Here is a 25,787-nt window from a genome sequence, read left to right as displayed (position 1 = left end):
AAAAACCAGCGTACACTTGTACACTATAATATGATATCCATTCTAATATATCTATGACATTTTAATTTATCTACCTTTATTTCTGATCAAAACCTATATTTCGCGTAAAATAGGCAAGGTAAGCGAATAGAACTATCCTCTAACACTGTCACTTCACCTAAAGAATTTTTCATGAAAAAACTCGATAAAACAAATAATAGCAATAAATTATCCTACCAAAAAGATGGAACCCCTTATTGCCAGCGCTTTGATGATATTTATTTTGAAAGTGAGTCAGGTTATCAGCAAAGTGATTTTGTTTTTATTCAAAAAAATAAAATAGGATTACGTTTACAAATTGCTAAACAAACATTTACCGTGGCAGAAACAGGTTTTGGCACTGGGTTAAATTTTTTATTAACCTTACAGGCGTACCAAAAAGCACAACAAGTTTCATCGTTCCAGCTAGCACCTTTGCATTTCATCAGCGTAGAAAAGTACCCACTAACAAAAGAGCAACTAGTCCAGTCTTTGTCTATTTTACCGCAACTACAATCGTTAGCCTTAACATTCATTAATAGTTACCCTGATTGCCCTGTCGAAGAGTTTGGTCAAGAATTTAAAACAACCTTTTTCAATGGCCAAGTACGGTTAACTCTTATCTTTGATGATGCCGCCCAAGGTTTCTCTTCATTAAACTGTTCAAAAGAAGGTTTAGTCGATGCTTGGTATTTAGATGGATTTACTCCAGCAAAAAACCCTGACATGTGGAGTAAGGATTTATTCTCTCAAATTGGCAGACTTTCTAAAGATCAAGCCACACTGACCACATTTACTGTTGCTGGCTTTGTAAAAAGACAATTGCGTGATATCGGCTTTCGACTTGAAAAACTATTAGCGAAAGGTAAAAAGAAAGAAATGCTGTCTGCTGTCATGCAAAGTAACCCGATAACGAATAAAGGCTACTATTTAAGACCTCTTATTACAAAACCCCAACACGTAAGTATTATTGGGGGTGGTATCGCTTCTGCTTGTGCTGCTTATGCATTAACTAAGCAAGGAGTAAAAGTAACTTTATACTGTAAAGATACTTCTCTTGCGCAAGGTGGGTCTAGCAATGCGATTGGCGCTTTATATCCTTTATTACACCAACAGGAAGATGATATAAGCTCTTTTTACCAGCAAGCTTTCTGGCGTGCTAAAGCGTTATATACAGAGATTGCCGAGCAAGGTTTTTCATTCGCACACCAATGGTGTGGATTATTAGAAGTATCCTACAAGGAAGCATTGATTAAGAGACAACAGGCATTTGAAAGCTTGAATACTTGGCCTAATGAGCTCATCCATGGAGTCAATGCAAAGCAAGCCAGCGAACTTGCAAATATAGATTTACCTTATGGTGGTCTTTTTATGCCTAACGCTGGTTGGATGTCACCTCAAGACTTAGTCAAACAAATTTTTAATGCGGCCAAATCAACTACCCGTTTAAAAATAATGACCGACACTCATATCACTAAAATACAACAAGTTGCTAACCCCAGCTCAAATGAAAATGGCACGTCTTGGTCTTTAACGAGTAACCAAGGTGAATTTAACGCCAGTGTATTGGTAATATGCGGAGGTGCTGATGCGATTGAAATCGAACAGCTAAAATCGTTGCCGCTTACGGCTACTCGTGGCCAAGTAACAAGTATGAAGAGTAATAAGAAGATAAATAAACTTTCTACCATTATTTGCCATAAGGGTTATTTAACCCCTGAGAATAACGGCATCCATTGCATTGGGGCAACGTTCCAGAAAAATGATACTAATATCACCACGAACAAAGCTGATGATGACTATAATTTAACGATGTTAACTAAGTGCTTACCAGAGTTATCGTCAACTATTGATTGGCAAGAACAAGATATTTCATCCAGTAAAGCAAGACTACGTTGTATGTCACAAGATCATTTACCTCTTGTAGGTGCAGTGCCTGATATTAAAGAACATGTAGCTACTTACTCTCATTTAGCCAAAGATAAAAATTGGAAATATAGCCAAGCAGCACCGTGTATTGATAACCTTTACGTCTTACTTGGGCTTGGTGCTCGAGGTTTGTGTTCAGCACCTTTGGCTGCTGATATTTTAACAGCAGAGTTATGTAATACCCCTTACCCTGTAGATAGCCAAATGTTATTCAACTTAAGTCCTAACCGTTTTATCATCAGGGATATTATCAAAAGAAAAGTTCCTCAATAAATATCATCTATGTGAAGGTAAAGTTCAACAGTTTCTTTGCCTAAACTATGACTGTTAAAACACATAACGCTCAATAAAATCTATGCTCGATAAAGCTATTTGAAATATTTCAAAAGAATATCAAAACACTCAGTTATCAATAAGTAATTATTTGGGACTAATACAAAAATAAGCATACAAGTTTGAGCTAAATCAACTCTCCTTGCTCATTAATTCTCTATGGTACGACTACATTAATCAAAAGGAATCATTGACATGAAAGTCATTTTTTTACTCTGCATATCATTGGCATCATCCCTATTGTTAACCGGCGTTTCAAACACTGCGCATGCACAACAGTTAAACCTATCGCAATCAATAAACCAAGCTGGTTTACAACGTATGTTATCTCAACGCATGGCAAAAAATTATATTTTACTCAGCCAAAATATTGATAGCCAAGCCGCTGCTGACGAACTCGATGAAAGTTCTGCATTGTTTGAAGAAAACCTGTTTAAGCTGAAAGCTTCAATTCGTGATGCTGAATCTAAGCTTGCCCTGAAAAAACTAAAACAAAGCTGGTATGGTTTTCGCCACTTTGTTTTAAGTGATGCAAATAAAACGCAAACTGCGCAAGTTGTTGATAGAAGCACCTTGTTGTTAAAGTCGGCTCATGCTTTGGTATTAAGCCTAGAAAAAAATTCTCGCTCCCAAAGCGATCATCTTATTAATGTTTCAGGTAGACAACGCATGCTATCACAACGTTTAGCTATGCTTTATTACGCAAGTCATTCAGGCACACAGGAAAAATTATTCCAACAAGAAATGCACAAAACCGCTAGACAGTTTGGCCAAGCATTAGCAGAGCTTATCGTTGCTAAAGAGAACAACGCTGAAATAAATGAGGCGTTACAAGATGTGAATGATCAATGGAGCTTTTATAAGACTAAGTTTGATGGTTCAAATAAGGGGCGTTTTTCACCGAAAACTATTAAGGTTGTTAGTGAATCTCTGTTAAAAGAAATGAACAGTATCACTAAGTTATATGAAGTAGAAAGTATGGCGCAAGCTAAATATTCAACCTGGATCACATCCGCTAATTAATGCATAAATAAACTAAAAAAACGCTCACACAATAGTGAGCGTTTGCTTTGTGATCTTTTACATTAATGAAACGTTCTTTTGCATGCCCAACCAGAAGTTATTCACTATGGCGTAATCTTGGGGTGCTAATTCAGATTTAGCCTGGATAATTTTTTGCGTTACCCCTTCAATTAACATGACAGAAATAGCTTGGCTCTCATCGCCAAATTCAGTAGCAACTAGGGAAATCAATCCACGTAAATAGCTGCTGGCAAATAAAGTATCACTGTCGGTATCATCTAGCTCAAATAAGCCATCAAAATATAAGTATATATCAGCAACTATTGTAAGCTGCTTAGTTGAAGTGTTTGAATTTGTTGTCATGTAAATCACTTTAAAAATGTTGAGTTATTATTTAATTACTATTGAGGACTAGCAAGGGGATAAAGCACTTGGTCTTTATAACCGGTCGTTATGGGCATAAACCCAGAAAGCTCTTGATCGAGTTCAATATCACCAGTATCACTAATTAATGGCTTATTATTCAAAGCTTCTAATTTAGCCTTAGTCGCCAGAATAGTAATATTATCACTACCACCGGTTTGAGCTAAAATAGTACGAATAATACGAGGACTTAGTTGCTGATTACCGCGACCAAAAACATGTCCCTGTCCACCAATGAGGGTTATGACAAGTTTGCTTAAACCGTCATAATCTGTAATAGCTTTATAGAGTTCAGCTTCTGTTACATCAGAGGCAGCAAGTGATTGTTCACTCACAATATCAACACCTAGCAAAGTATTTTCTAAGGCTAGTTCGCTCATTAAAAAAGCAGTGGTAGAGCCAGATCCAATGATAAACTGTCGATCATCATACTCATTCATTTCTTCAATAACATTGGCAGCAATATCTTGTAGCACCAGTTCGTCACTTTCTTTTCCGCCTGATTTAACTGCTTGCACGTATCGCAGCTCACTTGGAATTTTCATCTCACTATATCGCTTTGCTTTGACGATGCCTTGTCTAAATAAACTTTCGTCTATATCCATCACATCACCAGTAGTTAAGGTGACTAATTCCTTGGTAACCATCAATTCAATAATACGGCCTGCAGCTTTTGGCGTAATAGCATAAACACCAGAGTGAATTTTACAACCTGCTGGTATACCTAAAACGGGTACTTGCTGGTAATCATCATCACTAGCCACTACATTGGCAATATCTCGAGCAGTACCATCACCACCGGCGAATAAAATAATGTCCACGCCATGTTCTAATAACGCTTCTACCGTTAATTGGCTATCGTTACTCTCGGTATGCTTTTGCTTTGCTTGATAAAGTACTTCTACTTTAAAACCCAAATCACGGGCGCATTGCTCACCCATAAGATCATTGGCGGTATAAATAACGATGTCATCTTTGTAAGGTAATAATACCTCAAGCGCTAATGTAGCCCTCGCGTTTGCTTGAGGTTTCGCTCCTAGGGCTAATGCGTGCATTGCCATGCCGTCACTTCCCTTAAGTGCAACACTACCACCGATGCCTGCAATAGGATTGATGATAAACCCCAGTTTAAAATGTTTCATATTCATGTTCCTTTTCACTATTTCCTACATTCTCACCAAACTGCAATGCCGTTAACGGGTAAGGTGTTTGATAAAAGTTAGTTAGTGCTTCAATAAACTGCTGTGCTCGAGATGGAAAGCCATTCTCGATAAAAATTAATACTTGTTGATGAACCTTAGCTTTGAATCCACTCAGGTCACCTTGATATCCATTGAGATTATCAGCTGAGGTATGGAATTTTCTCTGTGCTGCAACATTAAAGGCCCATTCAATCGCTTGGGGAATAACTTCAACCTGCTCAAATTTCTTTTGTTGTTTCTCATTGCGACCATCTGGAATATACCAATAACCAAAATCTTCTAACAGACGTCTTTTCTCACCCGCTTGACACCAATGCGCTATTTCATGAAAGGCACTGGCGTAATAACCATGAGCAAAAATTATTTGATGGAAAGTACAGTTATCATCGGCAGGTGCGTATAACGGTTCATCACCTCCCTTTACCAACTGAGTATTCATGCTGGCACTAAAAGTGTGATTAAAAATACGGATTAAATCTTGATATTGATGTGACATGCGCGGTGCAAGTAAAAATTAAAAACGTATTCTAACTAAAAGCCTCGATGCTTGCACTGGCTATTTTTATAAAGCCACTTGAAGCTAAAACCTATTAATTGATAACGACCATAAGAGATCAGCAAGTTTAGATATTGGGGGTTACAGCCTGACTCCGGTTCTGCCTGAGATTAAAATACTTTAGCCGCTCAACAACACTGCATAAAAGGTAAAACAATTTATTTGAAAGCATCACTCATTAATTGTTAATTTAATGTAAATATAGATAGCTTATTAGGAATGTATCATGCTATTAATTAACAGTAGTCTCAGTTTCTAAAAAATAAAAATCATCATCAAGGAAGATATAATATATGGGCTTAATTAATAAGGCTAAACTCAAAGCATTTTTTTTAATCAGTGGTGGAGAAAATAATATCACCACAGGAGATATTCATCATTCCATTGATCATTTTACTGGCTTAGTTAAAAGCTGTAACATTGATACCACCGTTGAAGAAAAAATGCCTGATGTCGCCCAAATCAAGAGTTATAATTTAATTTTTATTGATTTATATAACTGCACTTGGGGTGATGAAATTCCTTTAGCAATTCAAAAAATAGTTTGTAACGCACGCACTGTTTTTTTTAATGCTCAAAAGAGTAAATACGATGAAAAGCAGTTATTATTATCTGGCCTTGCTGGCATTTTCTATCTGAATGAAGGTCTTGATATTATCTTACGTGGTATCACAAAATTACAAAAAAATGAACGATGGTTTAAACGAGAAACGATGAATAGTGCATTGAGTGAGTTACTTATTAAAGATAACCGCTCAAACCCACTCACTGCTCGCCCCCTTCAACGTTCAATAAACTTACCTAGTCTCACTCGACGGGAAAACACCATAATTGGCTTAGTATCCTGTGGCGCAAAAAATCAAGAAATAGCCGATCAACTTCACATCAGCCCCAATACGGTAAAAACCCATCTGTACAGTATTTTTAGAAAAACCAGTTCCCGAAACCGTATAGAACTGATCAGTTGGACACAAAATTATGCCGTTTGTATCAATTAATACAAAAGCAAACCACTAAAAAAGCCAGTGACTAGTCACTGGCTTTTTTAGTGTTAGCTCCTAATTTATATGACTTAACTAAAACGATGAACATTAGGGAGAGTCTCAACTAAAATAATACCAAACAGATTAAGTATCAGCGCGCCAAACGTTTCTCTTTATGCCCTTTATCACTAATTCCGTAATAGCTTTTTCAATCGCTTGTTGCACACAAACATGCATAGGCTCATTGTCACTAAAACCGCCTTCGACCTCAGCTAAACGTTTAAAGCTGACATAACGGAAAAACCCAGCTCGTAATTCTTGGCTCAATACTTTTTTATTGGTTGATACTGATACCAGCACTTGTCCTGTACGTACGTCAACCGCCCGCATATAAACTGTGATTTGATCTTCACGATAAAGCTCAGATGCACCAATGCCAAAATATTCAGCACCAAAACCACCAGTTTTAGTATTAGAATCATAACTAATAATGCCACCTTCAAGTAGTATTTTGGCGGTTGTTAATGGGGGTAATTCAATATTTTCTGTGGCTTTATTTGCTTGATTAGCTGCACGGGTAATTTTTCGCTCAGTTAATACATTTTGCAAACCCTCGCGTTCAACCGGTAAAAACCAGTCTGAATCACTTAACGCTTGCATCAGAATAGACGTTGCCCCTTGTGTTACCGCGGTGGAGAATGAACTTACATTCGCTTGTGGTTTGTATTGCCCAGTTTGGTCTCGATAAGCATAAACAGAAACAGGTATTGCGCCTTTAGGTTTGGGTAATGCCTTGAGTTCTTTAAAGCTTTCTAATGGCATCATTTTCGTTGCTAACGACTTATCAGGAGGAAATAGATTGCTAGGTGAATTAAGCGCACTGCAGGCCGACAAAAGGCCGATAAGGCCCATGGCCATAATTATTTTCATTGGGTTATCCAAACTTCGGTATTTCGATTATGGTCACTTTATCTGTCAACAAATCAATTATTTCTATAGTGATGGTGTCACTATTAGACGATAAAATATCAATTTGATAGTCGCCACTAATAAAAGTGCTGTCTTCAGGGGAATTTACTGTCGCACTTTCGCCTAACACAGTATCTTTATACTTACGGACAATATCGCTGATGGTGGCTCGTTCAATGGCATTAGCTACTTTTTCACCAAAGCTTTTGGTACTTTGAGGGGCTTTATGTTTATTCTGCCCTTGCGCTTTACCTAATAAAAAATTGCCGTTTAACGGACTACCACCAAAGCTTGGGTTAATTGGTTTATAAACCAATTCAGAGCTCATTGCATAACTACTGACGCTAAGATGAATAACTAAAACTAAAATTAATTTTTTCATTATTACTTCCTTTATTACTGTTTATATTCCTAGCAACCATCACCAACCATCACCTACCATATCAAGATTATCTTGGCGGTATTGAGAGCGTTTCATGGCATCAATCAATATAAAAATCGCTTGTTCTACTTTTTCTTTAACGGATGATTGTCGGCGACCAAAATGTGTCACATAAATGACTTGCCCGTTTAGTCTCAGGCTAAGTCTAGTGCCAGCCCTGGGTACAATTTGCTCAATTATTTGCGCATTAATTCCTTCTTTATTTGGAATGTCCCGCCATAACTGACTAAATTCATAATAAAAATCATGGCCTAATCGACTTTTGGTATTATCAAGTAGCAAACCACCAATTTCGACTTCGCTAGTCGCTTGACACAAAGAGGTTAAAAGCATTGTGAGTGTTACCACCCATAAACATATATATTTAGGCATAGTGTGATACATAAAAAGGGGCGTTAAGCCCCCCTTATTCAAACGTCTATTAATAAGTAATTATTGCTGCACAATTACTGCACTATTCCAATCACCCACTTGTGTGATAGAAACCACACCAGAATCACTGATAAATGAACCCTCAACAATATTGCCATTACCAATTTGGCTTATATTGAATGCAATATTTTCACCACCGATGAGCATAGTGTCACCACCTTCGCCAGTGATTAAGTTTTCATCACCTATTTGCTCAATACCAATTTGATGGTTACTACCTTCAACTAAGATATCTAATGAGTTCAACTCACCGTTTTGAGCAATATCAATAGTATTTGCATTGCTATCAATAATTGTACTCAACATAATAACAGCGTCGTTAGCAAAACCAGTTTGAGCAATATCAATGTCATTTTCGCTGGTAATCAGCTCATTGTTATCAGCTGAAGCTTGTAAAACAACAACGTTTTCAGAGCCTGATTGCATTACATCAATGTCGTTGTCATTACCATTAAAGTTGATCACGTGGCTTTCATTTAAGTCACCCACTTGCACAGAGCTGTATTCATTGTTCATGCCGATAGTGGCAATATAACTACTGTTGTTGTCTCCTACTTGAGTAAAATTAAACTCGTTATCGTCACCGATAACATCAAAGCTGGCACTATTGTCATTACCGTTTTGTATAACATCTACTGAGTTAGCCATACCCGTATAAATAGCTGATTCTACGATATTGGTATTACCTTCTTGATCTATAGAGATTTCGTTAGCATCACCCGTAACTGAATCGATAGTCACTTTATTTCGATCGCCGTCTTGCTCAATAGCAAATTCGTTAGCATCACCTTCAATCGCGGAGATAGTCGCTACATTCCAATAGCCATCTTGGGTAACTTCAATCGCATTGCTATCACCGGTAATACTATTTAAGTAGCTTTCATTCCAAAGACCATCTTGGACAACCTCAATAGTATTATCAGATCCTGCTACTTCGGCGTTAATGGCCCAATGACCGCCTTCACCTTGGTCGATAATAATTTCGTTACCATCACCAACAACTTCATTGATTGCACGACTACCGATACCTAAATAGCCCGCACCAATTTGAGTCACTTCAATACTATTTTCATCACCGGTTACGTTATTTTCTGTTTCATTAATTTCACCGTCTTGTTCAACATACAGCGCATTATTATTACCAATATACGTGCCAACAGCTAAGTTTTCAGAGCCTACTTGGATTATTTCAGCTACATTGCCTTCACCAATGACAGTAAAACCAGCACCGTTTACATCCCCCTCTTGGAAGATAGTTGTGTCATTACCAACATTAGTACCTTCGATAGAAGTTTGTGACAACATAATCACATTACCTAATGCATTAACCATTAGATCTGATTGAATAACTACTGCTGATTTTTCTTCTTTAGTTTCTTCAGCTGCGAAAGCTGTTTGACTTAAACCGAGTGCCATAACAACAGCACAAGTGATTATTGATTTATTAAATTTCACAATATATCCCTATTTTTTTGTTTTATGTAAGCAAAAATTCAACTCACAAAGATTATTATTAATAGATAAGCAGTTCATTGTATTGTCTTAACTGCTTGTGGTGTTTTCGTCTTTCCATAGTAGTTTTAGAAACAATAACGAATAGTATGATTAAAAAAACCAGTAGTATTATTTAAATAATGTTGTAGCGCTATTTAAAGACTTAACGGTAAAGGTTTCTACGTTCAACAGTCCTTATCAATGGATGTAATACTAATTTAACTCGTATTACGTCGCCTTATTACCATCAGTAAACAATGATAAACAAGCACTTCGCTTAGATTGTTCCCACAAACCTAAACATTCCATAAATAAGCTTGATGAACTTTAATACGTTGCGTTAAAAACTCTACAACACTTTCTCTACAATAAAAATCACCCTATTTTAGCATTTAAAATTAAACACTTAAAAACAACAAGATAAAAATAAAAAGGTGATTTTTTAAATAAATAAACAGATAAATAAACAGATAAATAAGTCAAAAGCAATACAAAAGGACTAGTTAAGCCACCCCAGAAAAAAGTAGTAAAAAAGTCGTAAAAACCATTAATAATCATAATTTAAGTCATGAAAAAGTCGTGTTTATCGCCTTTCTATAGTCAACAACATATTTTTATGATTAAAGTAATAAGGTTGCAAAAATCCATAGTAAATAGAAAAGTTAAAATAAAAGAATGCAGTCTAGTAATTACCGCTAGGCTAAAAATACTTTAAATATGATATTAATTAAAACGTGGAGCAAAAAATGAATGCAAAATTATCAGCCTTAACATTAGCGTTAATACCCGTATTGGCGAATGCATCAATAGAACTGAGCTCAATCAAAAGCCCTAGTTATAAATCAGACTCTGTTATTGTTGTCTATAAAGACGGGGCATCTAAACTCGACCGCCGCAATGCTCGTAACATTGTTCAAGCGAGAATTTCTGATTTAAACAACGATGAAGTCGATGATAAATACCGTAACTTGAAAAAAGGCCGAATTGCGAAATTTAGCCTTAATGGTGTTTCTGTAAAAAGTGCGCTTGAAAAACTGCGGAAAAATCCAGCAGTTTTATATGCAGAGCCTGACTATATTGTCAGTGCGAGCGTTATGCCAGACGATAGCAGCTTCGCTGATCTTTGGGGCATGAACAATACAGGTCAAACCGGTGGTGTTGCAGATGCTGATATCGATGCACCTGAAGCATGGGATATTTCAACGGGTAGTCATGATGTGATTGTTGGTGTTATTGATACCGGTGTTGATCATAGTCACCCGGATTTAATGACAAATATCTGGACTAACTCAGCAGAAATTGCTGGTGACGGTATTGATAATGACGGCAATGGCTTTATCGATGATATTCATGGTATCAATGCTATTACTGGTGTCGGTGACCCGATGGATGATGCAGGTCACGGTAGCCACGTTTCAGGTACTATCGGGGCAACGGGCAACAATGCCATAGGTGTTGTTGGGGTTAACCACAATGTTTCAATTATCGGTTGTAAGTTCCTTGATTCATCTGGCTCAGGTAGTCTTTCTGATGCCTTAACCTGTATAGATTACTTTGTTGATTTAAAGAATAATGGCGTAAATGTACGTGCCACAAACAACAGTTGGGGCGGAGGAGGATTTAGCCAAGCGCTTTCTGACGCAATCACCTCTTCTGAAGAAGCTAACATTCTATTTGTCGCTGCCGCCGGCAACGATGCCTATGATAACGACGCACAAAGTAGCTATCCTTCTGGTTACCCACATGAATCAGTCTTAGCAGTAGCAAGTACAACGCATACTGATAGCATGTCCGGCTTCTCACAGTGGGGGTTAACCACAGTTGATTTAGGCGCACCAGGTTCTGACATTTTATCGACAGTACCTGGTGGTGGCTATTCATCATATTCAGGTACTTCAATGGCCACACCGCATGTTACTGGTGCTGCAGCATTAGCATGGTCTGTGAACCCTGACCTTAGCGCCATTGAAATGAAAGCGCTATTAATGAACTCTGGTGATGATAACGCCGCGCTAGCGGGGAAAACGGCATCAGGTAAGCGCTTAAACGTTAAGAATGCGCTAGACAATGCCGATCCAACACCAGGATTTACACTAAAAGCAACACCAAGTTCAAGCACGGTTGTAGCAGGTGAAACCGCAACTTACAGTTTTGATGTCGGTTCAGTTGCCGAATGGGATGGTGAAGTTAGTTTAACTTTAGTTGACTCAATAGGTGGAGCAACACTGTCAACTAATACGGCAACGCCGGGTGCAACGTTTGAACTTACCGTACCAACCACAGACGAAACACAGTGGGGCGAGTATACTTTTGATGTAACTGCAACCAGTGATGACTTAGTTAAAACAGCGACCGTTCGTTTAATGGTTAATCCACAAGGCTTGAACGAATTTACTTACAGTAATGATACCGTAGTTAATATTCCAGATAACGATGATGCTGGCATTACTTCAGTCATTAACATTGCAGATGATATTACGGTCTTTGCCTCTGATGTTTATGTAAATATCACCCATACTTGGATTGGTGACTTAACAGTAATGTTAACCTCCCCGACTGGTACTTCAGCAACATTACACAATGCCTCAGGAGGCGGCGCCGATAACATTGATAGTACCTTTAGTTCATCTGCATTCAATGGCGAAGTAGCCACTGGTGATTGGGTATTGAGCGTTACCGATAATGCAGCAGATGATACTGGTTCATTAAACAACTGGGCAATTACCATTACTGGTATTGGTGAAGAACTACCTAGTGCACCAGACGCTAGTTTCACTTATGAAGCAGACCAACTAAACGTTAATTTTACTGATAGTAGTTCAGATAGAAATGACGATATTGTTAACTGGGCCTGGAACTTTGGTGACGAAGCAATATCGAGTGAGCAGAACCCTGTTCATACTTTTGCAGAAACTGGTAACTATGAAGTTACCCTTACAGTGACTGATAGTGAAGGTTTAAACAGTAGCGAAACTATGATGGTAAGTGTTTCATCAACCAGCATTGAGGCAACAGTTAAACGTGCCTATAAGTCTCGTTTAGGTCGCTTACGTGTCGATATTACTTGGGATGGGACATCTGCAGATATGGTAGATATCTTCCGAAATGGTGTAAAAATAGATACCGTTGAAAATGCCGGTATTTACCGTGACCGTGAACGTCGCACTGAAGCTAGCCAATTCATTTACCAAGTCTGTGATGCAACATCAGCTTGTTCAAATGAAGTAACTGTTAACTTCTAAGCGTTATTTAATAGAAGGTTAGCCGGGTATAAATTCATACTTTGGCTAACACTAGCTTTAAAAAAATCCCTAACGATTAAAACCGTTAGGGATTTTTTATATTCTAATAAATATTAGCAAAACATTAAACATCATCTTCAATGTTATCTTTACCCGTGGTTCGCTCTATACTTTCAAGCTTATGGTGAATCGCAGATTTAATCATCATATAGGCACTAATCGGTGCCGTTAGTAATAGAAACAGAGAAATGAGTATTTCTTTTACACTTAATCCTGCTTCTGTAGTGCTAAAAAAGATCATTGCCGCAGTTAACAAGGCTGCCATGCCGAGTGTTGTCGCTTTAGTTGGCCCATGAAGACGCATAAAAAAATCAGGCATTTTCACTAAACCAATAGAGCCAACGAGTACAAAAGAACCGCCAACTAATAATAATATTGAAATAATCCATTCAGTCATAACTTAACCCTTATTCTATAATATCGCCGCGTAGCAGGTATTTACATACTGCCACTGTACTAACAAAGCCCAACATAGCGATTAGCAGTGCAGCTTCATAATACAATGCTGTGCCCATACTCATGCCATACAAAATAATCAATGCGATACTATTTATATACATAGTATCGAGCGCAAGTATCCTATCAGGTACAGAAGGCCCTACCAATAAACGCCATATATTTAGTAATAATGACAAACCTATCATAGCGAACACAATTAAAATCACAGTTTCTAGCATTGAAATATCTCCATAAGAGGGGCTTCATAACGTTGCTTAATTGTGTTTATTAAGGCTTGTTCGTCTTTAAGATCTAAAACGTGTATCAGTAAAAATCGTTGTTCCGAATCCTGCCCTTCGATGAAAGTCTCTGTCCAAGGCAGCACCTCTGCGCTGACTGTGCCTGGTGTTAATGACACAGTACTAGCTAAAATGGTAATTGGCATACTGTGTGTTAAGTCTAACGGCACCTTGATGAAGCCAGGAGTCAGTTTTTTGGTCGGACCTAAGATCAAAATAGCAACCTGTACATTCGCAGTAACAATGTCATATAAAACCAACAGTAGATGACGTATCGCTAAACCTGGCTTGATAATTAATGGCTGCTTAGTTCTAAATGGGCTAGTCGCCAATGGAATCAATATGGCTAAGATAACAGCTAATACAATATGCCCAGCCGATACACTGTTATTTAATAATAACCAGACAAGAAATAGTAAAATGCTCAATATTGGAGCGGGTAGCCATTTAAACCGTGTATCTAACCGCATCACTGACCTCCTGAAAGGATAACTTTAATGTTGTGATTAAAATCATGTAACTGGGTAGCTGCATCAATTGCATACTCACTTAAAGGTCCAGCAAAAAAGCTCATCAATGGTGCTCCCGAAATAAGAATAATCAATGCTACTAGCTGCGCTGGATGAACGCGCTCTTGCCCTATATTCTCTGTCGCTTGAACTTGATGATGCCAAAACACAGTGCTGCCGGCTTTAGACACACCAATCAGAATCGCAAGACTTGCCAGTAAATAAAGTGGCCAAAATACAAAGGTATATTCAGCATTTAATGTAGCTTTAAGCAGCCATACTTTACCAATGAAACCAGACAATGGTGGCATGCCTATCACAGCAATACCGGCAATCAAAAAGCAAACACCAAGAAGCCTTGGTTGAGAGAGAGGAGGACCAGCAGTAATGCGATCAGCAACGTTACCCCTTTGACGACCAATTAAGTCAGCTAAGATGAATAGTGCTGCAGTGACCAACGTTGAGTGGACTAAGTAATAAATAGCTGCAGAGCTGGCCTCAACGGTTTGAACAGCAACTAAAGCGACTAAGGTTCCCACCGACACAATCACTAAATTGGCGGCTAATTTCCTTAAATCCTTACTTGCTATAACCCCTATGGTACCCATAGCAATAGTAGCGAGTGCTAACCACCACAACCAACTTTGCGCCATATGACTCAATTCACCGGCTTCATCGCCAAAGATTAACGTATAAACACGCATCATTGAGTACACGCCAACTTTTGTCATTATTGCAAATAATGCAGCGACAATAGGCATCGCTGTAGCGTAAGTATTCGGTAACCATAAATGTAGCGGTAACAAGGCGCCTTTTAAAGCAAAAACCACCAACAGCAACAAGCCACCTATTTTAGCTAGGTAAACATCATCACCTTGTAAAAGTGCAACTTTCTGAGCCATATCAGCCATGTTCAGAGTCCCTAAGACCCCATATAGAATACCCAACGCAATCAAGAAAACCGCCGAGCCAACAAGGTTCATAATCACATATTGTAAAGCCGCACGGGTATTCTTTTTATCTCCACCGTGCATTAGTAATGAATACGAGGCAATGAGCAATACTTCAAAAAATACAAATAGATTAAAAGCATCACCCGTTAAAAATGCGCCATTTACCCCTAAAACTAGAAAATGTACCAGTGGATGGAAGAAACTGCCTTTATCATCATCTCCTGCACATGCATATAAAACACATACAATACCTAATAGTGCGGTTAAGCAAGCTAACAAAGTAGATAAAGGGTCGGCTACTAAAACAATACCAAAAGGGGCACTCCAATCACCGATTGCATAAACTTGCGTACCGTCAACTTGAACTTTTAATAACAAAGCCAACGATGCTAAAAAGGTAATTATACTTAATACGACCGAGGCAACTCTTCTGATAGCTATACTTTTACCGCAGGGCGGCATTAATAAAATAACCGCTGCAAACATCGGTAATAATACGGGGAAAGATGTCAAATGCTGGGTCATACTTTACCCTTTTTATTTTTATCGTTATTTTTATCACTATTCTTATCGAGTACCAGACCATCTACATGATCACTTCCTAAATCTGCTCGCCCTCTGATGGCTAAAATAACCACAAAGGCCGTCATAGCAAAACCAATAACAATCGCAGTTAACACTAAAGCTTGTGGCAGTGGATCAGCATATTGAGGACTAGTTCCTAGTACAGCCGCTTTATTAAGGCTAAGTCGCCCTGAAGAAAACAAGAATAAATTAACCGCGTAAGAGAGCATAGTTAGCCCTAATACAACAGGGAAAGTTCTAGAACGTAATATTAAAAATACGCCACAAGACACTAAAATCCCAACGCAAGATGCGTAAAGTAACTCCATTAAATCTTCACCCCTTCTTTAGGCGCATTAGTCGTTAATTGACCTAGACTTGCTAAAATCATTAATGTCGCACCAACGACCGTAAAATAAACACCTACATCAAATATCAAAGCACTAGCGAGTTCTATTTCCCCAATGAAAGGAATATCAAAGTAATCAAACCACGTTGTCATGAAAGGTCTTCCAAAGAACCAACTGCCAACCCCGGTAAATAACGCAATAATAATCCCTGATGCAATAATCTTGCGGTAATTAATGGTTAAGCGCTCTGCAATCCAGTTTGAACCATGCGCTATATACTGCAAGATAAAAGCGATTGCGGTCACTAAACCTGCGATAAATCCACCACCGGGCAGATTATGTCCGCGTAGGAAAATATAAAACGACACCATTAATGCCAACGGCAGTAATGACTGAGAAATACTCGCTAATAAAATAGGGTAGCGTTCTTTCGCCCAAGGCCGCCCTTCACTATCATGACTTGGCATAATTAATGGTAAGTTGACTAACAGTTTTGAAATACCTAATGCTGCAATACCTAGTACACAGATCTCACCTAAAGTATCAAAGCCACGAAAATCGACCAAAATAACATTAACAACGTTAGTCCCACCGCCACCTGTTTTAGCATTCGCTAAAAAGAAATCAGAGATAGATTCGAGAGGACGGGTAATTAAGGCATAACAAATACTACTAACCACGATACCCAAACCGGCTGAGATGCCTAAATCGCGTAATACACGAATCGAGCTAGACTCTTTTGGCGAGCGTTGCGGTAAGAAAAATAATGCCAGCATCAGTAAAACAATGGTGACTACTTCAACTGTTAATTGGGTCAATGCTAAATCAGGTGCTGAGAAACGAGTAAACGCGACAGACACCATTAAACCAACAACCGAAATCATCAACAGCGATATCATACGAGTGCGATACCAAATCACAGTACTAATAGCACCAATCATTAACAATGAAGCACCAATTGCGTTATGAACATCAATTGGAGTAAGTTGTTTTTGTCCGCCTAACTGGCTCATTTCAAATAATGGCCAACCAGCGAAAAACAAGACAACAACAAACATTAAGATTAAATAGCGTTGTAAAGAACCGTTTTCAATAGCGCATATTTTACGTTGGCACCACTTTGTCACGACATAAATGCTGCTATCGAAGGCTTTTTTAGCGTCCAAATTAGGCAAGGAAGCATGATATTGATATAAATAACGTCGCTGTGTATACAGTAATACACCACCGGTTACTGCGATGGCGCTCATCAAGAGTGGTAAGTTAAAACCGTGCCATAGAGCAACTTTAAACTCAGGTACATATCCACCAATTACAGCAAAGGACGCTGCTTTTAAAATATCGTCAACAATAAAATTTGGAAATATCCCCACGACTAAACATAAAGCAACCAGTATCTCAATTGGCACTCTCATATAACGAGGCGGTTCACTGGGTTGTCTTGGTAGATCAATCGGGTCACCATTGAAGAAAACATCGTGAATAAAGCGTGCCGAATAAGCCACCGCTAAAGCACCTGCAACAGTAGCAAGAACTGGAATAAGCCAAGACATAGACCCAAGTAATTGTTGATGTAGCGTTTCAGCAAAAAACATTTCTTTAGATAAAAAGCCGTTTAATAATGGCACACCAGCCATCGCCGCCGCTGCCACCATTGCCAACGTTGCAGTATAAGGCATAAATCGCCACATACCGTTGAGTTTTCGCATGTCACGCGTACCTGTTTCATGGTCAATAATACCGGTCGCCATAAACAAAGAGGCTTTAAATGTTGCATGATTAATTATATGGAATATAGCGGCTACTGCTGCAAGCTGAGTATCCAATCCTAATAATAATGTGATTAAACCTAAATGACTGATGGTCGAATAGGCTAATAAACCTTTTAAATCATGTTTAAATAACGCTACATAAGCGCCAAATAATAAGGTGGTTAGTCCGGTTAAACTGACAAGAATAAACCATAGGTCTGTACCAGCTAAAGCAGGATAAAAACGTGCTAATAAGAAGATACCCGCTTTAACCATGGTGGCCGAATGCAGGTAAGCACTTACCGGAGTTGGCGCGGCCATCGCATGTGGCAACCAAAAATGAAAAGGAAATTGTGCTGACTTTGTAAAAGCACCTAGCAGTACTAATATCAAGGTTACTTCATACCAAGCATGTGCTTGAATAATGTCTTTACTCTCTAAAATAATATCTAAATTATAACTACCAACGATATTACCCAATAAAAGCAAACCAGCGAGTAATGCCAAACCGCCACCACCAGTTATGGCTAAGGCCATTATTGCACCTTTACGTGCTTCAGCTTTATGCCACCAATAACTAATTAACAAAAACGAGCTAATACTGGTAAGTTCCCAAAAAAACCACAGCTGTATGATATTGTTTGACATGACAATACCAAGCATCGCGGTCATAAACAGCATCAGATAAGCATAAAGCTTGGGCATAGAGTCTTTACTGCTTAGGTAATAACGAGCATAAAAGATAACTAATATGCCTATGCCTAATATCATAAAAACAAACAACAGCGCTAAGCCATCTAAACGAAAGGCGATGTCTATACCCAGTAAAGGGATCCACGAAATAGTTTGACGAATAACTTCACCAGAAAAAACTGCTGGCGCTAAGCTAATCGTCATTAATAATGCGATGATCGGCATTAACATGGTCAAACCAGTCGATTGATTACGCGTTAATTTACCCGTCATTGAAGAAATAATACTGCCAAGTAAGGATAGCAAGGGTATCCAAAGCAAAGTCATAGAGTAAACCTTATAGTTTTTATAATGAGAAGTAATCGTATCGAGAGATGTAGCCATAATATGTCAAATTACATAGCAGTGGCAAACATTATAAATGTGAAATTTTGTAACGACTTTATCACGACATAACACAAGATTTTAGACTTAAGTCTAAAAATAATTCGGATAATTTAATTATTTACGTCAATAATTCAAATAATACACTTATTTCACTAGTCGCACTACCTGCATTAAGTGTAGTATTTACTTTAATGAAGCAGTAATAAACTTATAGGTGATAAATGAAGAAGCTCGATAGCATCGATTTACAAGTATTGACCATACTATATGATGATGCAGATATTACGAATAAAGAACTTGCAGCCAAAATAGGTATTGCCCCATCTACATGTTTAGAGCGAGTTAAGCGCTTAAAACTAAGTGGTGTAATTAAAGGTGCGTTTATCGATGTTAATTTAAAAACTATCGGCGGTAATATAGAAGCAATTGCAGCAATTCGTTTACAACCCTATTCTGAGCAGATTGTTAATGGACTGCGTGACGATTTATTAATGCACCCTGAGATACTCAATTTATACCACATGGGTGGTAGTTATGATTACTACATTCATATGTCAGTAAAAGATAGTGAGCATTTACGTCAGTTTGTTTTTAAAAATATTACTTCTCGTGATGAAGTGACGACCGTAGAAACATCATTAGTCTTTGAACACAGTCGCAGTGGTATTTTACCCAATTTTGACGAGTAACTATTAACCCATAATTGTTAAAAGTGCCTCATAAAAAATCCCGCGTTATTTAACAATAACTGCGGGATTTTTATTTTGACGCTCTAATTAGCTATAAGTACTAGCTTTTAAGATCATCAAAAAATTTCTTAACACCGTCAAAAAAACCGGTTTCTTTTGGACTGTGTTTCTTGCTGCTACTCGCCATTTTTTCTTCTAATTGACGTAATAAGTCAGCCTGATCACCTGATAAGTTAACAGGCGTTTCAATAACGACTTTACACATCAAATCACCGGTAGTAGAACTACGTACAGACTTAACGCCTTTACCACGCAAACGGAACATCTTACCTGTTTGTGTTTCTTTAGGCACTTTCAGCTTAACTTTACCACCAAGCGTCGGTACTTCAATATCACCACCTAAGGCAGCAGTAACAAAGCTAATAGGCACTTCACAATATAAGTGATTTTCATCACGAACAAATATTTCGTGGTCTCGTACATTTACTTGTACATATAAATCGCCTGCTGGTGCGCCATGTTCTCCGGCTTCACCTTCACCTGATAAACGAATTCTATCGCCAGTATCAACGCCCGCTGGAATTTTAACTGATAACGTTTTCGTTTTCTCAACACGCCCTTGACCACGACATGAAGTACACTTATCAGCAATAACTTTACCCTTGCCACTACAAGTAGGACACGTTTGCTGAACAGCAAACAACCCTTGACGCATTTGTACTTGGCCGTGGCCATGACAAGTGCTACATGTTTTAGCTGAAGTGCCTTTCTTAGCTCCAGAGCCATCACAAGGTTCACAGCTAACATACGTCGGTACTTTAATTTCTAAGCTTTTACCCTTAACCGCATCTTCAAGTGATAAATCTACGTTATAACGTAAATCTGAACCACGTTGCTGACGCTGACGTCCACGACCACCGCCGCCGCCTCCAAAAATATCACCAAAAATATCGCCGAAGTCTTGACCAAATCCACCACCATGACCACCGCCGCCGCCACCGTTACCACCTTGTTCAAAAGCAGCATGACCATACTGGTCGTAAGCAGCACGCTTTTGGTCGTCATTGAGGATTTCATAGGCCTCTTTAACTTCTTTAAACGTTTCTTCTTTAGACTTATCACCTTGAGTACGGTCTGGGTGATATTTCATTGCTAATTTTTTATAGGCTTTTTTAACTTCTTTCTCAGAGGCGTCTTGGCTAACCCCTAATGTTTCATAATAATCACGTTTTGACATAAATCGGTTTCTTTACTTCAAGTTGATTGAGACTAATTTTCTTCATTTTTTGGTGAGCTACACAATAAAAATCAAGAAAATTAGCACCAAGTTAAAATTATGTTCGAATACTTTACATACAAAAAGCGTCGAGAAATATCGACGCTTTATTTTGATGACATAGTCTAACTCTTTTGCTTGCTAAGATTAAGTAATAAAACCTAACCTTAGCGAATCAAAAATTACTTGTCGTCTTTAACTTCTTCAAACTCAGCATCAACAACATCGTCTGCAGGAGCTGCGTCAGCTTCTTGAGCACCTTCAGGAGCGCTTTGAGCTTGTTCTTTAGCTTGAGCAATTTCCATTAACTTAGCTGATGCTTCCATAAGTGCTTGAGTTTTAGCTTCAATTACTTCTTTATCATCACCTTTAACTGCTTCTTCAAGCTCAGTTAATGCTGCTTCAATTTTTTCTTTATCTTCGCTTGGTAACTCTTCGCCTGCTTCTTCAACTTGCTTGCGAGTCGCGTGAATCATGCCATCAGCTTGATTACGTGCAGTTACTAGCTCTTCAAATTTAGCATCAGCATCAGCGTTAGCTTCTGCATCACGTACCATCTGCTCTACTTCTTCATCAGATAAACCAGAAGAGGCTTTGATAGTGATCTTTTGCTCTTTACCAGTATTCTTATCTTTAGCCGTAACGTGCAAGATACCATCAGCATCAATATCAAAAGTTACTTCGATTTGTGGTGTACCACGTTGTGCTGGTTCAATACCTTCAAGGTTAAATTGACCTAAAGATTTGTTTGCTGAAGCTTGCTTACGCTCACCCTGACAAACATGAACAGTTACCGCAGCTTGGTTATCATCAGCTGTTGAGAATGTTTGTGATTGCTTAGTTGGGATAGTAGTGTTTTTGTCGATAACCTTAGTCATCACACCGCCCATAGTTTCGATACCTAATGATAGTGGTGTAACGTCTAATAAAAGAACGTCAGTCACATCACCAGAAAGAACACCCGCTTGAATCGCCGCACCAGAAGCTACTGCTTCATCAGGGTTAACATCTTTACGTGGCTCTTTACCGAAGAAATCAGTAACAGTTTTTTGAACTAGTGGCATACGAGATTGACCACCAACTAAAATAACATCATCAATCTTGCTTACTGATAAGTCTGCATCTTTAAGCGCTTGTTTAAGCGGCTCTAATGTTGCTTTAACCATATCTTCGACTAGTGATTCTAACTTAGCACGAGTCACTTTGATGTTCATGTGCTTAGGACCTGAACCATCAGCAGTGATGTAAGGTAAGTTTACATCTGTTTGTTGTGCTGAAGAAAGTTCACATTTAGCTTTTTCTGCTGCTTCTTTTAAACGCTGCATTGCTAAAGGATCAGACGTTAAGTCCATGCCTTGGTCTTTTTTGAATTCAGCTACAAGGTAGTTGATTAAACGGTTATCAAAATCTTCACCACCTAAGTGAGTATCACCGTTAGTCGCTAATACTTCAAAAGTGTGTTCGCCATCCATTTCATCAATTTCAATGATTGAAATATCGAATGTACCACCACCTAAATCGTAAACTGCAACAACTTTGTCACCTTCTTGTTTGTCCATGCCGTAAGCAAGGGCAGCAGCAGTAGGTTCGTTGATAATACGTTTAACTTCAAGACCAGCAATACGACCAGCATCTTTCGTTGCTTGGCGTTGTGAATCGTTAAAGTAAGCAGGTACAGTAATAACAGCTTCAGTTACGGTTTCACCTAAGAAGTCTTCAGCAGTCTTTTTCATTTTCTTAAGAACTTCAGCTGAAACTTGTGGCGGAGCAATTTTCTCGCCTTTTACTTGAACCCAAGCATCACCGTTATCCGCTTTAACAATACCAAATGGCATAATATCGATGTCACGTTGTGTTTCTTTATCTTCGAAACGACGACCGATTAAGCGTTTAATTGCATATAAAGTGTTTTCTGGGTTAGTTACAGATTGACGCTTAGCAGGTTGACCTACTAATGTTTCGCCTTCGGCTGTATAACCAATAATAGAAGGAGTTGTACGATCGCCTTCTGCATTTTCAATAACACGTACACTGTCGCCATCTAAAACAGCAACACATGAGTTAGTTGTTCCTAGGTCAATACCAATAATTTTGCCCATCTTGGGAGCTCCTATTCATTTAACTTTATCTACATAGATAAAGTAATTTTGATTAAATTGTTTGTTGAATAATAAGTGGGGTCAGCAAAATGCTTTTCAATAGATAAATTTAAAAAAAATGGCTTTTTGTTAAGATTTAAGCAAAAAATGAAGGGAAACAGGCAATGTTACTAGAGAACATTACCTTTAGTGGAGTTTTGACTCGAAATTTACATTATCAATTATTTTTAATTATTTCTTGTAGCGCTAGATCAAAACGAGGATCAGCTTTGTCTGAACTTGATGTTTTCCAAATTATTTCATTTTTACGATTAATGAAAAATGTTGTTGGTGTTCCTCTAACGCCATAAAGTTTAGCAACCTCTTCCCCCATTACTCCTGTTAAAAAAGAGTAACCTCTGCGATTAATTTCATCTTGAGGCTTTGCACCCTCGTCTTCATTAAAGCTAATTGATATGAGTTCTACACCTTGTGCTTGATATTTTTTCTGCAAGGCAACTAACGTCGGTTGTAGTTTTTTACAATAAGGACACCAAGTTGCCCAAAAATGTAAAATGACTGGCTTGTTTTTATACTGCTCTAAACTAATCACTTCGCCATTTTGAGTTTTTAATTGCCAAGGTTTAGCTGTTTCATTTGCGTTTACCGTAAAACTTGCCCCAATAATAAGGCTAACAAAAACAAAAAACATCGTTCTAAAAATATGATTCATAATAAACAGGGGATAAATAAAAGAATGGTATTGTAAAAGACCTTGTTTCCCCGAAGTTATTTCAAAAATAGAAACTTTTTTTCAAAAAGACCAAAATTCAGGCAAAAAAAAAGTAAAGAGCTAAGCTCTTTACTTTTTTATTCAATCATTGTCAGTTTGATTTATTTACTACGCGGTAGCATCAACAGTTGGTGCAGCTTTAGATACCATAACCATTGCAGGTCGAATTAAACGACCATTTAACTCATAACCTTTTTGCATTACTGCAATAACAGTATTTGGCGCTACTCCAGGTACTTCTTGCATTGACATTGCTTGATGAAGTTCAGGGTTAAAAGGTTGATCTTGTGGATCAACAGCCTTTACACCAAATTTATCTAAAGAAGTAATTAAGCCTTGTAACGTTAATTCAACGCCTTCAATAACACCTTTATTACTTTCATCTTCTTTATCAATATTTTGAAGCGCTCGCTCCAAGTTATCAACGCTTGTTAGCATTTCACCAGCAAATTTTTCTAAAGCAAACTTACGTGCTTTTTCTACATCTTGAGCAGCCCGACGACGAATGTTGTCTACTTCTGCTTTAGCGCGAATAACTGAATCTTTTTGATCCGCAACGGTAGATTGAGCTGTAGCTAATGCTAGCTCTAACTCGTTAATTTTTTCTTGTTCAGCACTAATCACTTCATGGGCATGATCATGTTGATCTTCTACCTGCTCTTCAGCTTGTTGTACTATGTCATCTGCTAATTGCTCAGCACTTAACTCTTCTTTATTACTTGTTGATTCTGTTGTCATGGAAAAACCTCAATTTTATAACTCTTGGTGACATTATGGGGACTCTCTAAAATGATTCAAGCTTGATTTAAAAACATTTTGTAAAAAGTGAACTTTACAAGTGAGCAAAATCCAGCGAAACTGCTATTAACCCTAGCAAAATAAGTAAATTACCGTTATGGCTCAACACTATAAAACTATTGGCCTTATTGGCAAACCTAATCATGATGGCGCCAGTGCCACCATACAAACATTGCACAAATACTTATTAGCGAATGAGTATAAAGTTATTGTCGAAGTTTCAGTAGCGCAATCTCTCGATATCAAAAAGATGAAAACCGGCACATTAACTGATATTGGCGAACAAGCAGATCTCGCCATTGTTATTGGTGGTGATGGTTACATGCTTGGCGCAGCGCGCGTACTCGCCTGTTTCGATATTGGCGTCATTGGTGTAAACCGCGGTAACCTAGGTTTTTTAACCGATCTTTCTCCTTCTGAAATCATAAAACCTTTAGAGCAAATATTATCAGGCAAGTCACGTAGTGAACAACGCTTTATTATAGAGGCTGAAGTTTATCGTCACGGAAAACTAAAAAGTTCAAATAGCGCGGTTAATGAAGCGGTACTCCATGCCGGTAAAGTTGCCAGCATGATTGAGTTTGAAGTTTATATTGATGGCACCTTTATGTTTAGCCAGCGCTCAGACGGGTTAATTATTTCCACACCTACTGGCTCAACGGCCTATTCGATGTCTGCTGGTGGACCTATTTTAACGCCCAACTTAAATGCACTATCGCTCGTACCTATGTTTCCTCATACCTTAACAAGTAGACCAATTGTTGTTGATGGAAATAGTGAAATCAAATTGATACTAGCCAACGATAACCATGAAAACTTGCAAGTGAGTTGTGATGGTCATGTTATTTTAACGGTAATGCCTGGTGACGAAGTTATCATCAAAAAGAGTGAGTGCAGCATTCGTTTAATCCACCCATTAGATCATGAATACTTTAACGTATTACGAAATAAATTAAGCTGGGGTAACAAACTTTATTAACCTCCTGTTGCTACTTAACTATGAGTAGTAGCCAGCATTACTATCAAAAAATAAGCAAATAGTTTCAAATAAACTTGAATAAAACCCATTTACTGTATAAATTAACAGTTACTGGTTTTTTATT

23 protein-coding genes are annotated in these 25,787 nt (G+C 38.2%); 6 read left to right on the top strand and 17 right to left on the bottom strand.

Translation table 11 applies throughout. The features are described from left to right. Nucleotides 1–171: 171 nt before the first annotated feature. Nucleotides 172–2,220 (top strand): bifunctional tRNA (5-methylaminomethyl-2-thiouridine)(34)-methyltransferase MnmD/FAD-dependent 5-carboxymethylaminomethyl-2-thiouridine(34) oxidoreductase MnmC, encoded by a 2,049-nt coding sequence (gene mnmC / locus CXF79_RS07455; protein ID WP_101154527.1) that lies wholly within the window; start codon nucleotides 172–174, stop codon nucleotides 2,218–2,220. Nucleotides 2,221–2,475: 255 nt separating this feature from the next. Beyond that, nucleotides 2,476–3,303 (top strand): type IV pili methyl-accepting chemotaxis transducer N-terminal domain-containing protein, encoded by an 828-nt coding sequence (locus tag CXF79_RS07450; protein ID WP_101154526.1) that lies wholly within the window; start codon nucleotides 2,476–2,478, stop codon nucleotides 3,301–3,303. Between the two features lie 57 nt (nucleotides 3,304–3,360). Here the strand turns inward: CXF79_RS07450 and CXF79_RS07445 are convergent, their stop codons facing one another. From CXF79_RS07445 to CXF79_RS07435, 3 genes are read right to left on the bottom strand one after another with little or no spacing between them, the layout of a single operon-like run. Then, on the bottom strand, nucleotides 3,361–3,666 hold the full coding sequence (locus CXF79_RS07445; protein WP_101154525.1) for a YfcL family protein: 306 nt from the start codon (nucleotides 3,664–3,666) through the stop codon (nucleotides 3,361–3,363). A 38-nt stretch (nucleotides 3,667–3,704) separates the two neighbouring features. Next, nucleotides 3,705–4,868, bottom strand: a complete 1,164-nt coding sequence (locus CXF79_RS07440) for an ATP-NAD kinase family protein (RefSeq protein ID WP_101154524.1) — start codon at nucleotides 4,866–4,868, stop codon at nucleotides 3,705–3,707. Next, complete coding sequence (locus CXF79_RS07435; protein WP_101154523.1) at nucleotides 4,855–5,424, bottom strand: elongation factor P hydroxylase; 570 nt, start codon at nucleotides 5,422–5,424, stop codon at nucleotides 4,855–4,857. The genes CXF79_RS07440 and CXF79_RS07435 overlap by 14 nt, the downstream gene beginning before the upstream one ends. A 353-nt stretch (nucleotides 5,425–5,777) precedes the next feature. On the opposite strand from CXF79_RS07435, the gene CXF79_RS07430 reads away from it, so the two are divergent. Next, nucleotides 5,778–6,482, top strand: coding sequence for a helix-turn-helix transcriptional regulator (locus tag CXF79_RS07430; RefSeq protein WP_101154522.1), 705 nt, complete (start codon nucleotides 5,778–5,780; stop codon nucleotides 6,480–6,482). Nucleotides 6,483–6,611: 129 nt separating this feature from the next. On the opposite strand, the gene CXF79_RS07425 is transcribed toward CXF79_RS07430, so the two are convergent. The 4 genes from CXF79_RS07425 to CXF79_RS07410 form a co-directional block, all read right to left on the bottom strand. After that, nucleotides 6,612–7,397: a CsgG/HfaB family protein gene (locus CXF79_RS07425; RefSeq protein ID WP_101154521.1), complete on the bottom strand. Its 786-nt coding sequence runs from the start codon at nucleotides 7,395–7,397 to the stop codon at nucleotides 6,612–6,614. Between the two features lie 4 nt (nucleotides 7,398–7,401). After that, nucleotides 7,402–7,818 carry a curli assembly protein CsgF gene (locus tag CXF79_RS07420; RefSeq protein WP_101154520.1) on the bottom strand — a complete coding sequence of 139 codons (417 nt, stop codon included), beginning with the start codon at nucleotides 7,816–7,818 and terminating at the stop codon, nucleotides 7,402–7,404. Between the two features lie 39 nt (nucleotides 7,819–7,857). Then, the gene (locus tag CXF79_RS07415; RefSeq protein ID WP_101154519.1) at nucleotides 7,858–8,211 is read right to left on the bottom strand and encodes a CsgE family curli-type amyloid fiber assembly protein; all 354 of its coding nucleotides are present in this window, start codon (nucleotides 8,209–8,211) and stop codon (nucleotides 7,858–7,860) included. Between the two features lie 99 nt (nucleotides 8,212–8,310). After that, entirely contained in the window at nucleotides 8,311–9,765 is a 1,455-nt protein-coding gene (locus CXF79_RS07410; protein ID WP_101154518.1) for a curlin repeat-containing protein, read from the bottom strand. Between the two features lie 785 nt (nucleotides 9,766–10,550). On the opposite strand from CXF79_RS07410, the gene CXF79_RS07400 reads away from it, so the two are divergent. Further along, nucleotides 10,551–13,046 (top strand): S8 family serine peptidase, encoded by a 2,496-nt coding sequence (locus CXF79_RS07400; protein ID WP_101154516.1) that lies wholly within the window; start codon nucleotides 10,551–10,553, stop codon nucleotides 13,044–13,046. Between the two features lie 124 nt (nucleotides 13,047–13,170). Here the strand turns inward: CXF79_RS07400 and CXF79_RS07395 are convergent, their stop codons facing one another. From CXF79_RS07395 to CXF79_RS07370, 6 genes are read right to left on the bottom strand one after another with little or no spacing between them, the layout of a single operon-like run. Further along, nucleotides 13,171–13,503: a Na+/H+ antiporter subunit G gene (locus CXF79_RS07395; RefSeq protein ID WP_101154515.1), complete on the bottom strand. Its 333-nt coding sequence runs from the start codon at nucleotides 13,501–13,503 to the stop codon at nucleotides 13,171–13,173. 10 nt (nucleotides 13,504–13,513) lie between these two features. Further along, nucleotides 13,514–13,783 (bottom strand): K+/H+ antiporter subunit F, encoded by a 270-nt coding sequence (locus tag CXF79_RS07390; RefSeq protein WP_011044563.1) that lies wholly within the window; start codon nucleotides 13,781–13,783, stop codon nucleotides 13,514–13,516. Continuing rightward, nucleotides 13,777–14,313 carry a Na+/H+ antiporter subunit E gene (locus CXF79_RS07385; RefSeq protein ID WP_101154514.1) on the bottom strand — a complete coding sequence of 179 codons (537 nt, stop codon included), beginning with the start codon at nucleotides 14,311–14,313 and terminating at the stop codon, nucleotides 13,777–13,779. The genes CXF79_RS07390 and CXF79_RS07385 overlap by 7 nt, the downstream gene beginning before the upstream one ends. Then, nucleotides 14,313–15,830 carry a monovalent cation/H+ antiporter subunit D gene (locus tag CXF79_RS07380; RefSeq protein WP_101154513.1) on the bottom strand — a complete coding sequence of 506 codons (1,518 nt, stop codon included), beginning with the start codon at nucleotides 15,828–15,830 and terminating at the stop codon, nucleotides 14,313–14,315. Before CXF79_RS07380 ends, CXF79_RS07385 begins: the two co-directional genes overlap by 1 nt. Continuing rightward, complete coding sequence (locus CXF79_RS07375) at nucleotides 15,827–16,198, bottom strand: Na+/H+ antiporter subunit C (protein ID WP_011044566.1); 372 nt, start codon at nucleotides 16,196–16,198, stop codon at nucleotides 15,827–15,829. The genes CXF79_RS07380 and CXF79_RS07375 overlap by 4 nt, the downstream gene beginning before the upstream one ends. After that, nucleotides 16,198–18,990 (bottom strand): monovalent cation/H+ antiporter subunit A, encoded by a 2,793-nt coding sequence (locus CXF79_RS07370; protein WP_101154512.1) that lies wholly within the window; start codon nucleotides 18,988–18,990, stop codon nucleotides 16,198–16,200. The genes CXF79_RS07375 and CXF79_RS07370 overlap by 1 nt, the downstream gene beginning before the upstream one ends. Nucleotides 18,991–19,271: 281 nt before the next feature. Between CXF79_RS07370 and CXF79_RS07365 the strand changes: the two genes are divergently transcribed. Next, the gene (locus CXF79_RS07365) at nucleotides 19,272–19,739 is read left to right on the top strand and encodes an Lrp/AsnC family transcriptional regulator (protein ID WP_011044568.1); all 468 of its coding nucleotides are present in this window, start codon (nucleotides 19,272–19,274) and stop codon (nucleotides 19,737–19,739) included. A 100-nt stretch (nucleotides 19,740–19,839) separates the two neighbouring features. On the opposite strand, the gene dnaJ is transcribed toward CXF79_RS07365, so the two are convergent. The 4 genes from dnaJ to grpE form a co-directional block, all read right to left on the bottom strand. Then, entirely contained in the window at nucleotides 19,840–20,976 is a 1,137-nt protein-coding gene (dnaJ, locus tag CXF79_RS07360; RefSeq protein WP_011044569.1) for a molecular chaperone DnaJ, read from the bottom strand. Nucleotides 20,977–21,197: 221 nt separating this feature from the next. Next, nucleotides 21,198–23,114 carry a molecular chaperone DnaK gene (gene dnaK / locus CXF79_RS07355; protein WP_011044570.1) on the bottom strand — a complete coding sequence of 639 codons (1,917 nt, stop codon included), beginning with the start codon at nucleotides 23,112–23,114 and terminating at the stop codon, nucleotides 21,198–21,200. Nucleotides 23,115–23,331: 217 nt separating this feature from the next. Beyond that, nucleotides 23,332–23,826 (bottom strand): TlpA disulfide reductase family protein, encoded by a 495-nt coding sequence (locus tag CXF79_RS07350; protein ID WP_011044571.1) that lies wholly within the window; start codon nucleotides 23,824–23,826, stop codon nucleotides 23,332–23,334. A gap of 168 nt (nucleotides 23,827–23,994) precedes the next feature. Then, nucleotides 23,995–24,624, bottom strand: a complete 630-nt coding sequence (grpE, locus tag CXF79_RS07345; RefSeq protein ID WP_011044572.1) for a nucleotide exchange factor GrpE — start codon at nucleotides 24,622–24,624, stop codon at nucleotides 23,995–23,997. A 157-nt stretch (nucleotides 24,625–24,781) separates the two neighbouring features. Here grpE and nadK point away from each other — a divergent pair, with 157 nt between their 5' ends. Next, nucleotides 24,782–25,663 carry an NAD(+) kinase gene (gene nadK / locus CXF79_RS07340; protein WP_011044573.1) on the top strand — a complete coding sequence of 294 codons (882 nt, stop codon included), beginning with the start codon at nucleotides 24,782–24,784 and terminating at the stop codon, nucleotides 25,661–25,663. Nucleotides 25,664–25,787 lie beyond the last annotated feature (124 nt).

It is taken from the genome of Colwellia sp. Bg11-28 (assembly GCF_002836245.1).
Lineage (GTDB): Bacteria > Pseudomonadota > Gammaproteobacteria > Enterobacterales > Alteromonadaceae > Colwellia > Colwellia psychrerythraea_A.
This window is presented reverse-complemented; position numbering and strand designations above follow the sequence as displayed.

Coding starts and splice junctions, on each gene's coding strand:
- mnmC (WP_101154527.1), top strand. CDS start 172: ATGAAAAAACTCGATAAAACAAATAATAGCAATAAATTATCCTACCAA.
- CXF79_RS07450 (WP_101154526.1), top strand. CDS start 2,476: ATGAAAGTCATTTTTTTACTCTGCATATCATTGGCATCATCCCTATTG.
- CXF79_RS07445 (WP_101154525.1), bottom strand. CDS start 3,666: ATGACAACAAATTCAAACACTTCAACTAAGCAGCTTACAATAGTTGCT.
- CXF79_RS07440 (WP_101154524.1), bottom strand. CDS start 4,868: ATGAAACATTTTAAACTGGGGTTTATCATCAATCCTATTGCAGGCATC.
- CXF79_RS07435 (WP_101154523.1), bottom strand. CDS start 5,424: ATGTCACATCAATATCAAGATTTAATCCGTATTTTTAATCACACTTTT.
- CXF79_RS07430 (WP_101154522.1), top strand. CDS start 5,778: ATGGGCTTAATTAATAAGGCTAAACTCAAAGCATTTTTTTTAATCAGT.
- CXF79_RS07425 (WP_101154521.1), bottom strand. CDS start 7,397: ATGAAAATAATTATGGCCATGGGCCTTATCGGCCTTTTGTCGGCCTGC.
- CXF79_RS07420 (WP_101154520.1), bottom strand. CDS start 7,818: ATGAAAAAATTAATTTTAGTTTTAGTTATTCATCTTAGCGTCAGTAGT.
- CXF79_RS07415 (WP_101154519.1), bottom strand. CDS start 8,211: ATGCTTTTAACCTCTTTGTGTCAAGCGACTAGCGAAGTCGAAATTGGT.
- CXF79_RS07400 (WP_101154516.1), top strand. CDS start 10,551: ATGAATGCAAAATTATCAGCCTTAACATTAGCGTTAATACCCGTATTG.
- CXF79_RS07395 (WP_101154515.1), bottom strand. CDS start 13,503: ATGACTGAATGGATTATTTCAATATTATTATTAGTTGGCGGTTCTTTT.
- CXF79_RS07390 (WP_011044563.1), bottom strand. CDS start 13,783: ATGCTAGAAACTGTGATTTTAATTGTGTTCGCTATGATAGGTTTGTCA.
- CXF79_RS07385 (WP_101154514.1), bottom strand. CDS start 14,313: ATGCGGTTAGATACACGGTTTAAATGGCTACCCGCTCCAATATTGAGC.
- CXF79_RS07380 (WP_101154513.1), bottom strand. CDS start 15,830: ATGACCCAGCATTTGACATCTTTCCCCGTATTATTACCGATGTTTGCA.
- CXF79_RS07375 (WP_011044566.1), bottom strand. CDS start 16,198: ATGGAGTTACTTTACGCATCTTGCGTTGGGATTTTAGTGTCTTGTGGC.
- CXF79_RS07370 (WP_101154512.1), bottom strand. CDS start 18,990: ATGACTTTGCTTTGGATACCCTTGCTATCCTTACTTGGCAGTATTATT.
- CXF79_RS07365 (WP_011044568.1), top strand. CDS start 19,272: ATGAAGAAGCTCGATAGCATCGATTTACAAGTATTGACCATACTATAT.
- dnaJ (WP_011044569.1), bottom strand. CDS start 20,976: ATGTCAAAACGTGATTATTATGAAACATTAGGGGTTAGCCAAGACGCC.
- dnaK (WP_011044570.1), bottom strand. CDS start 23,114: ATGGGCAAAATTATTGGTATTGACCTAGGAACAACTAACTCATGTGTT.
- CXF79_RS07350 (WP_011044571.1), bottom strand. CDS start 23,826: ATGAATCATATTTTTAGAACGATGTTTTTTGTTTTTGTTAGCCTTATT.
- grpE (WP_011044572.1), bottom strand. CDS start 24,624: ATGACAACAGAATCAACAAGTAATAAAGAAGAGTTAAGTGCTGAGCAA.
- nadK (WP_011044573.1), top strand. CDS start 24,782: ATGGCTCAACACTATAAAACTATTGGCCTTATTGGCAAACCTAATCAT.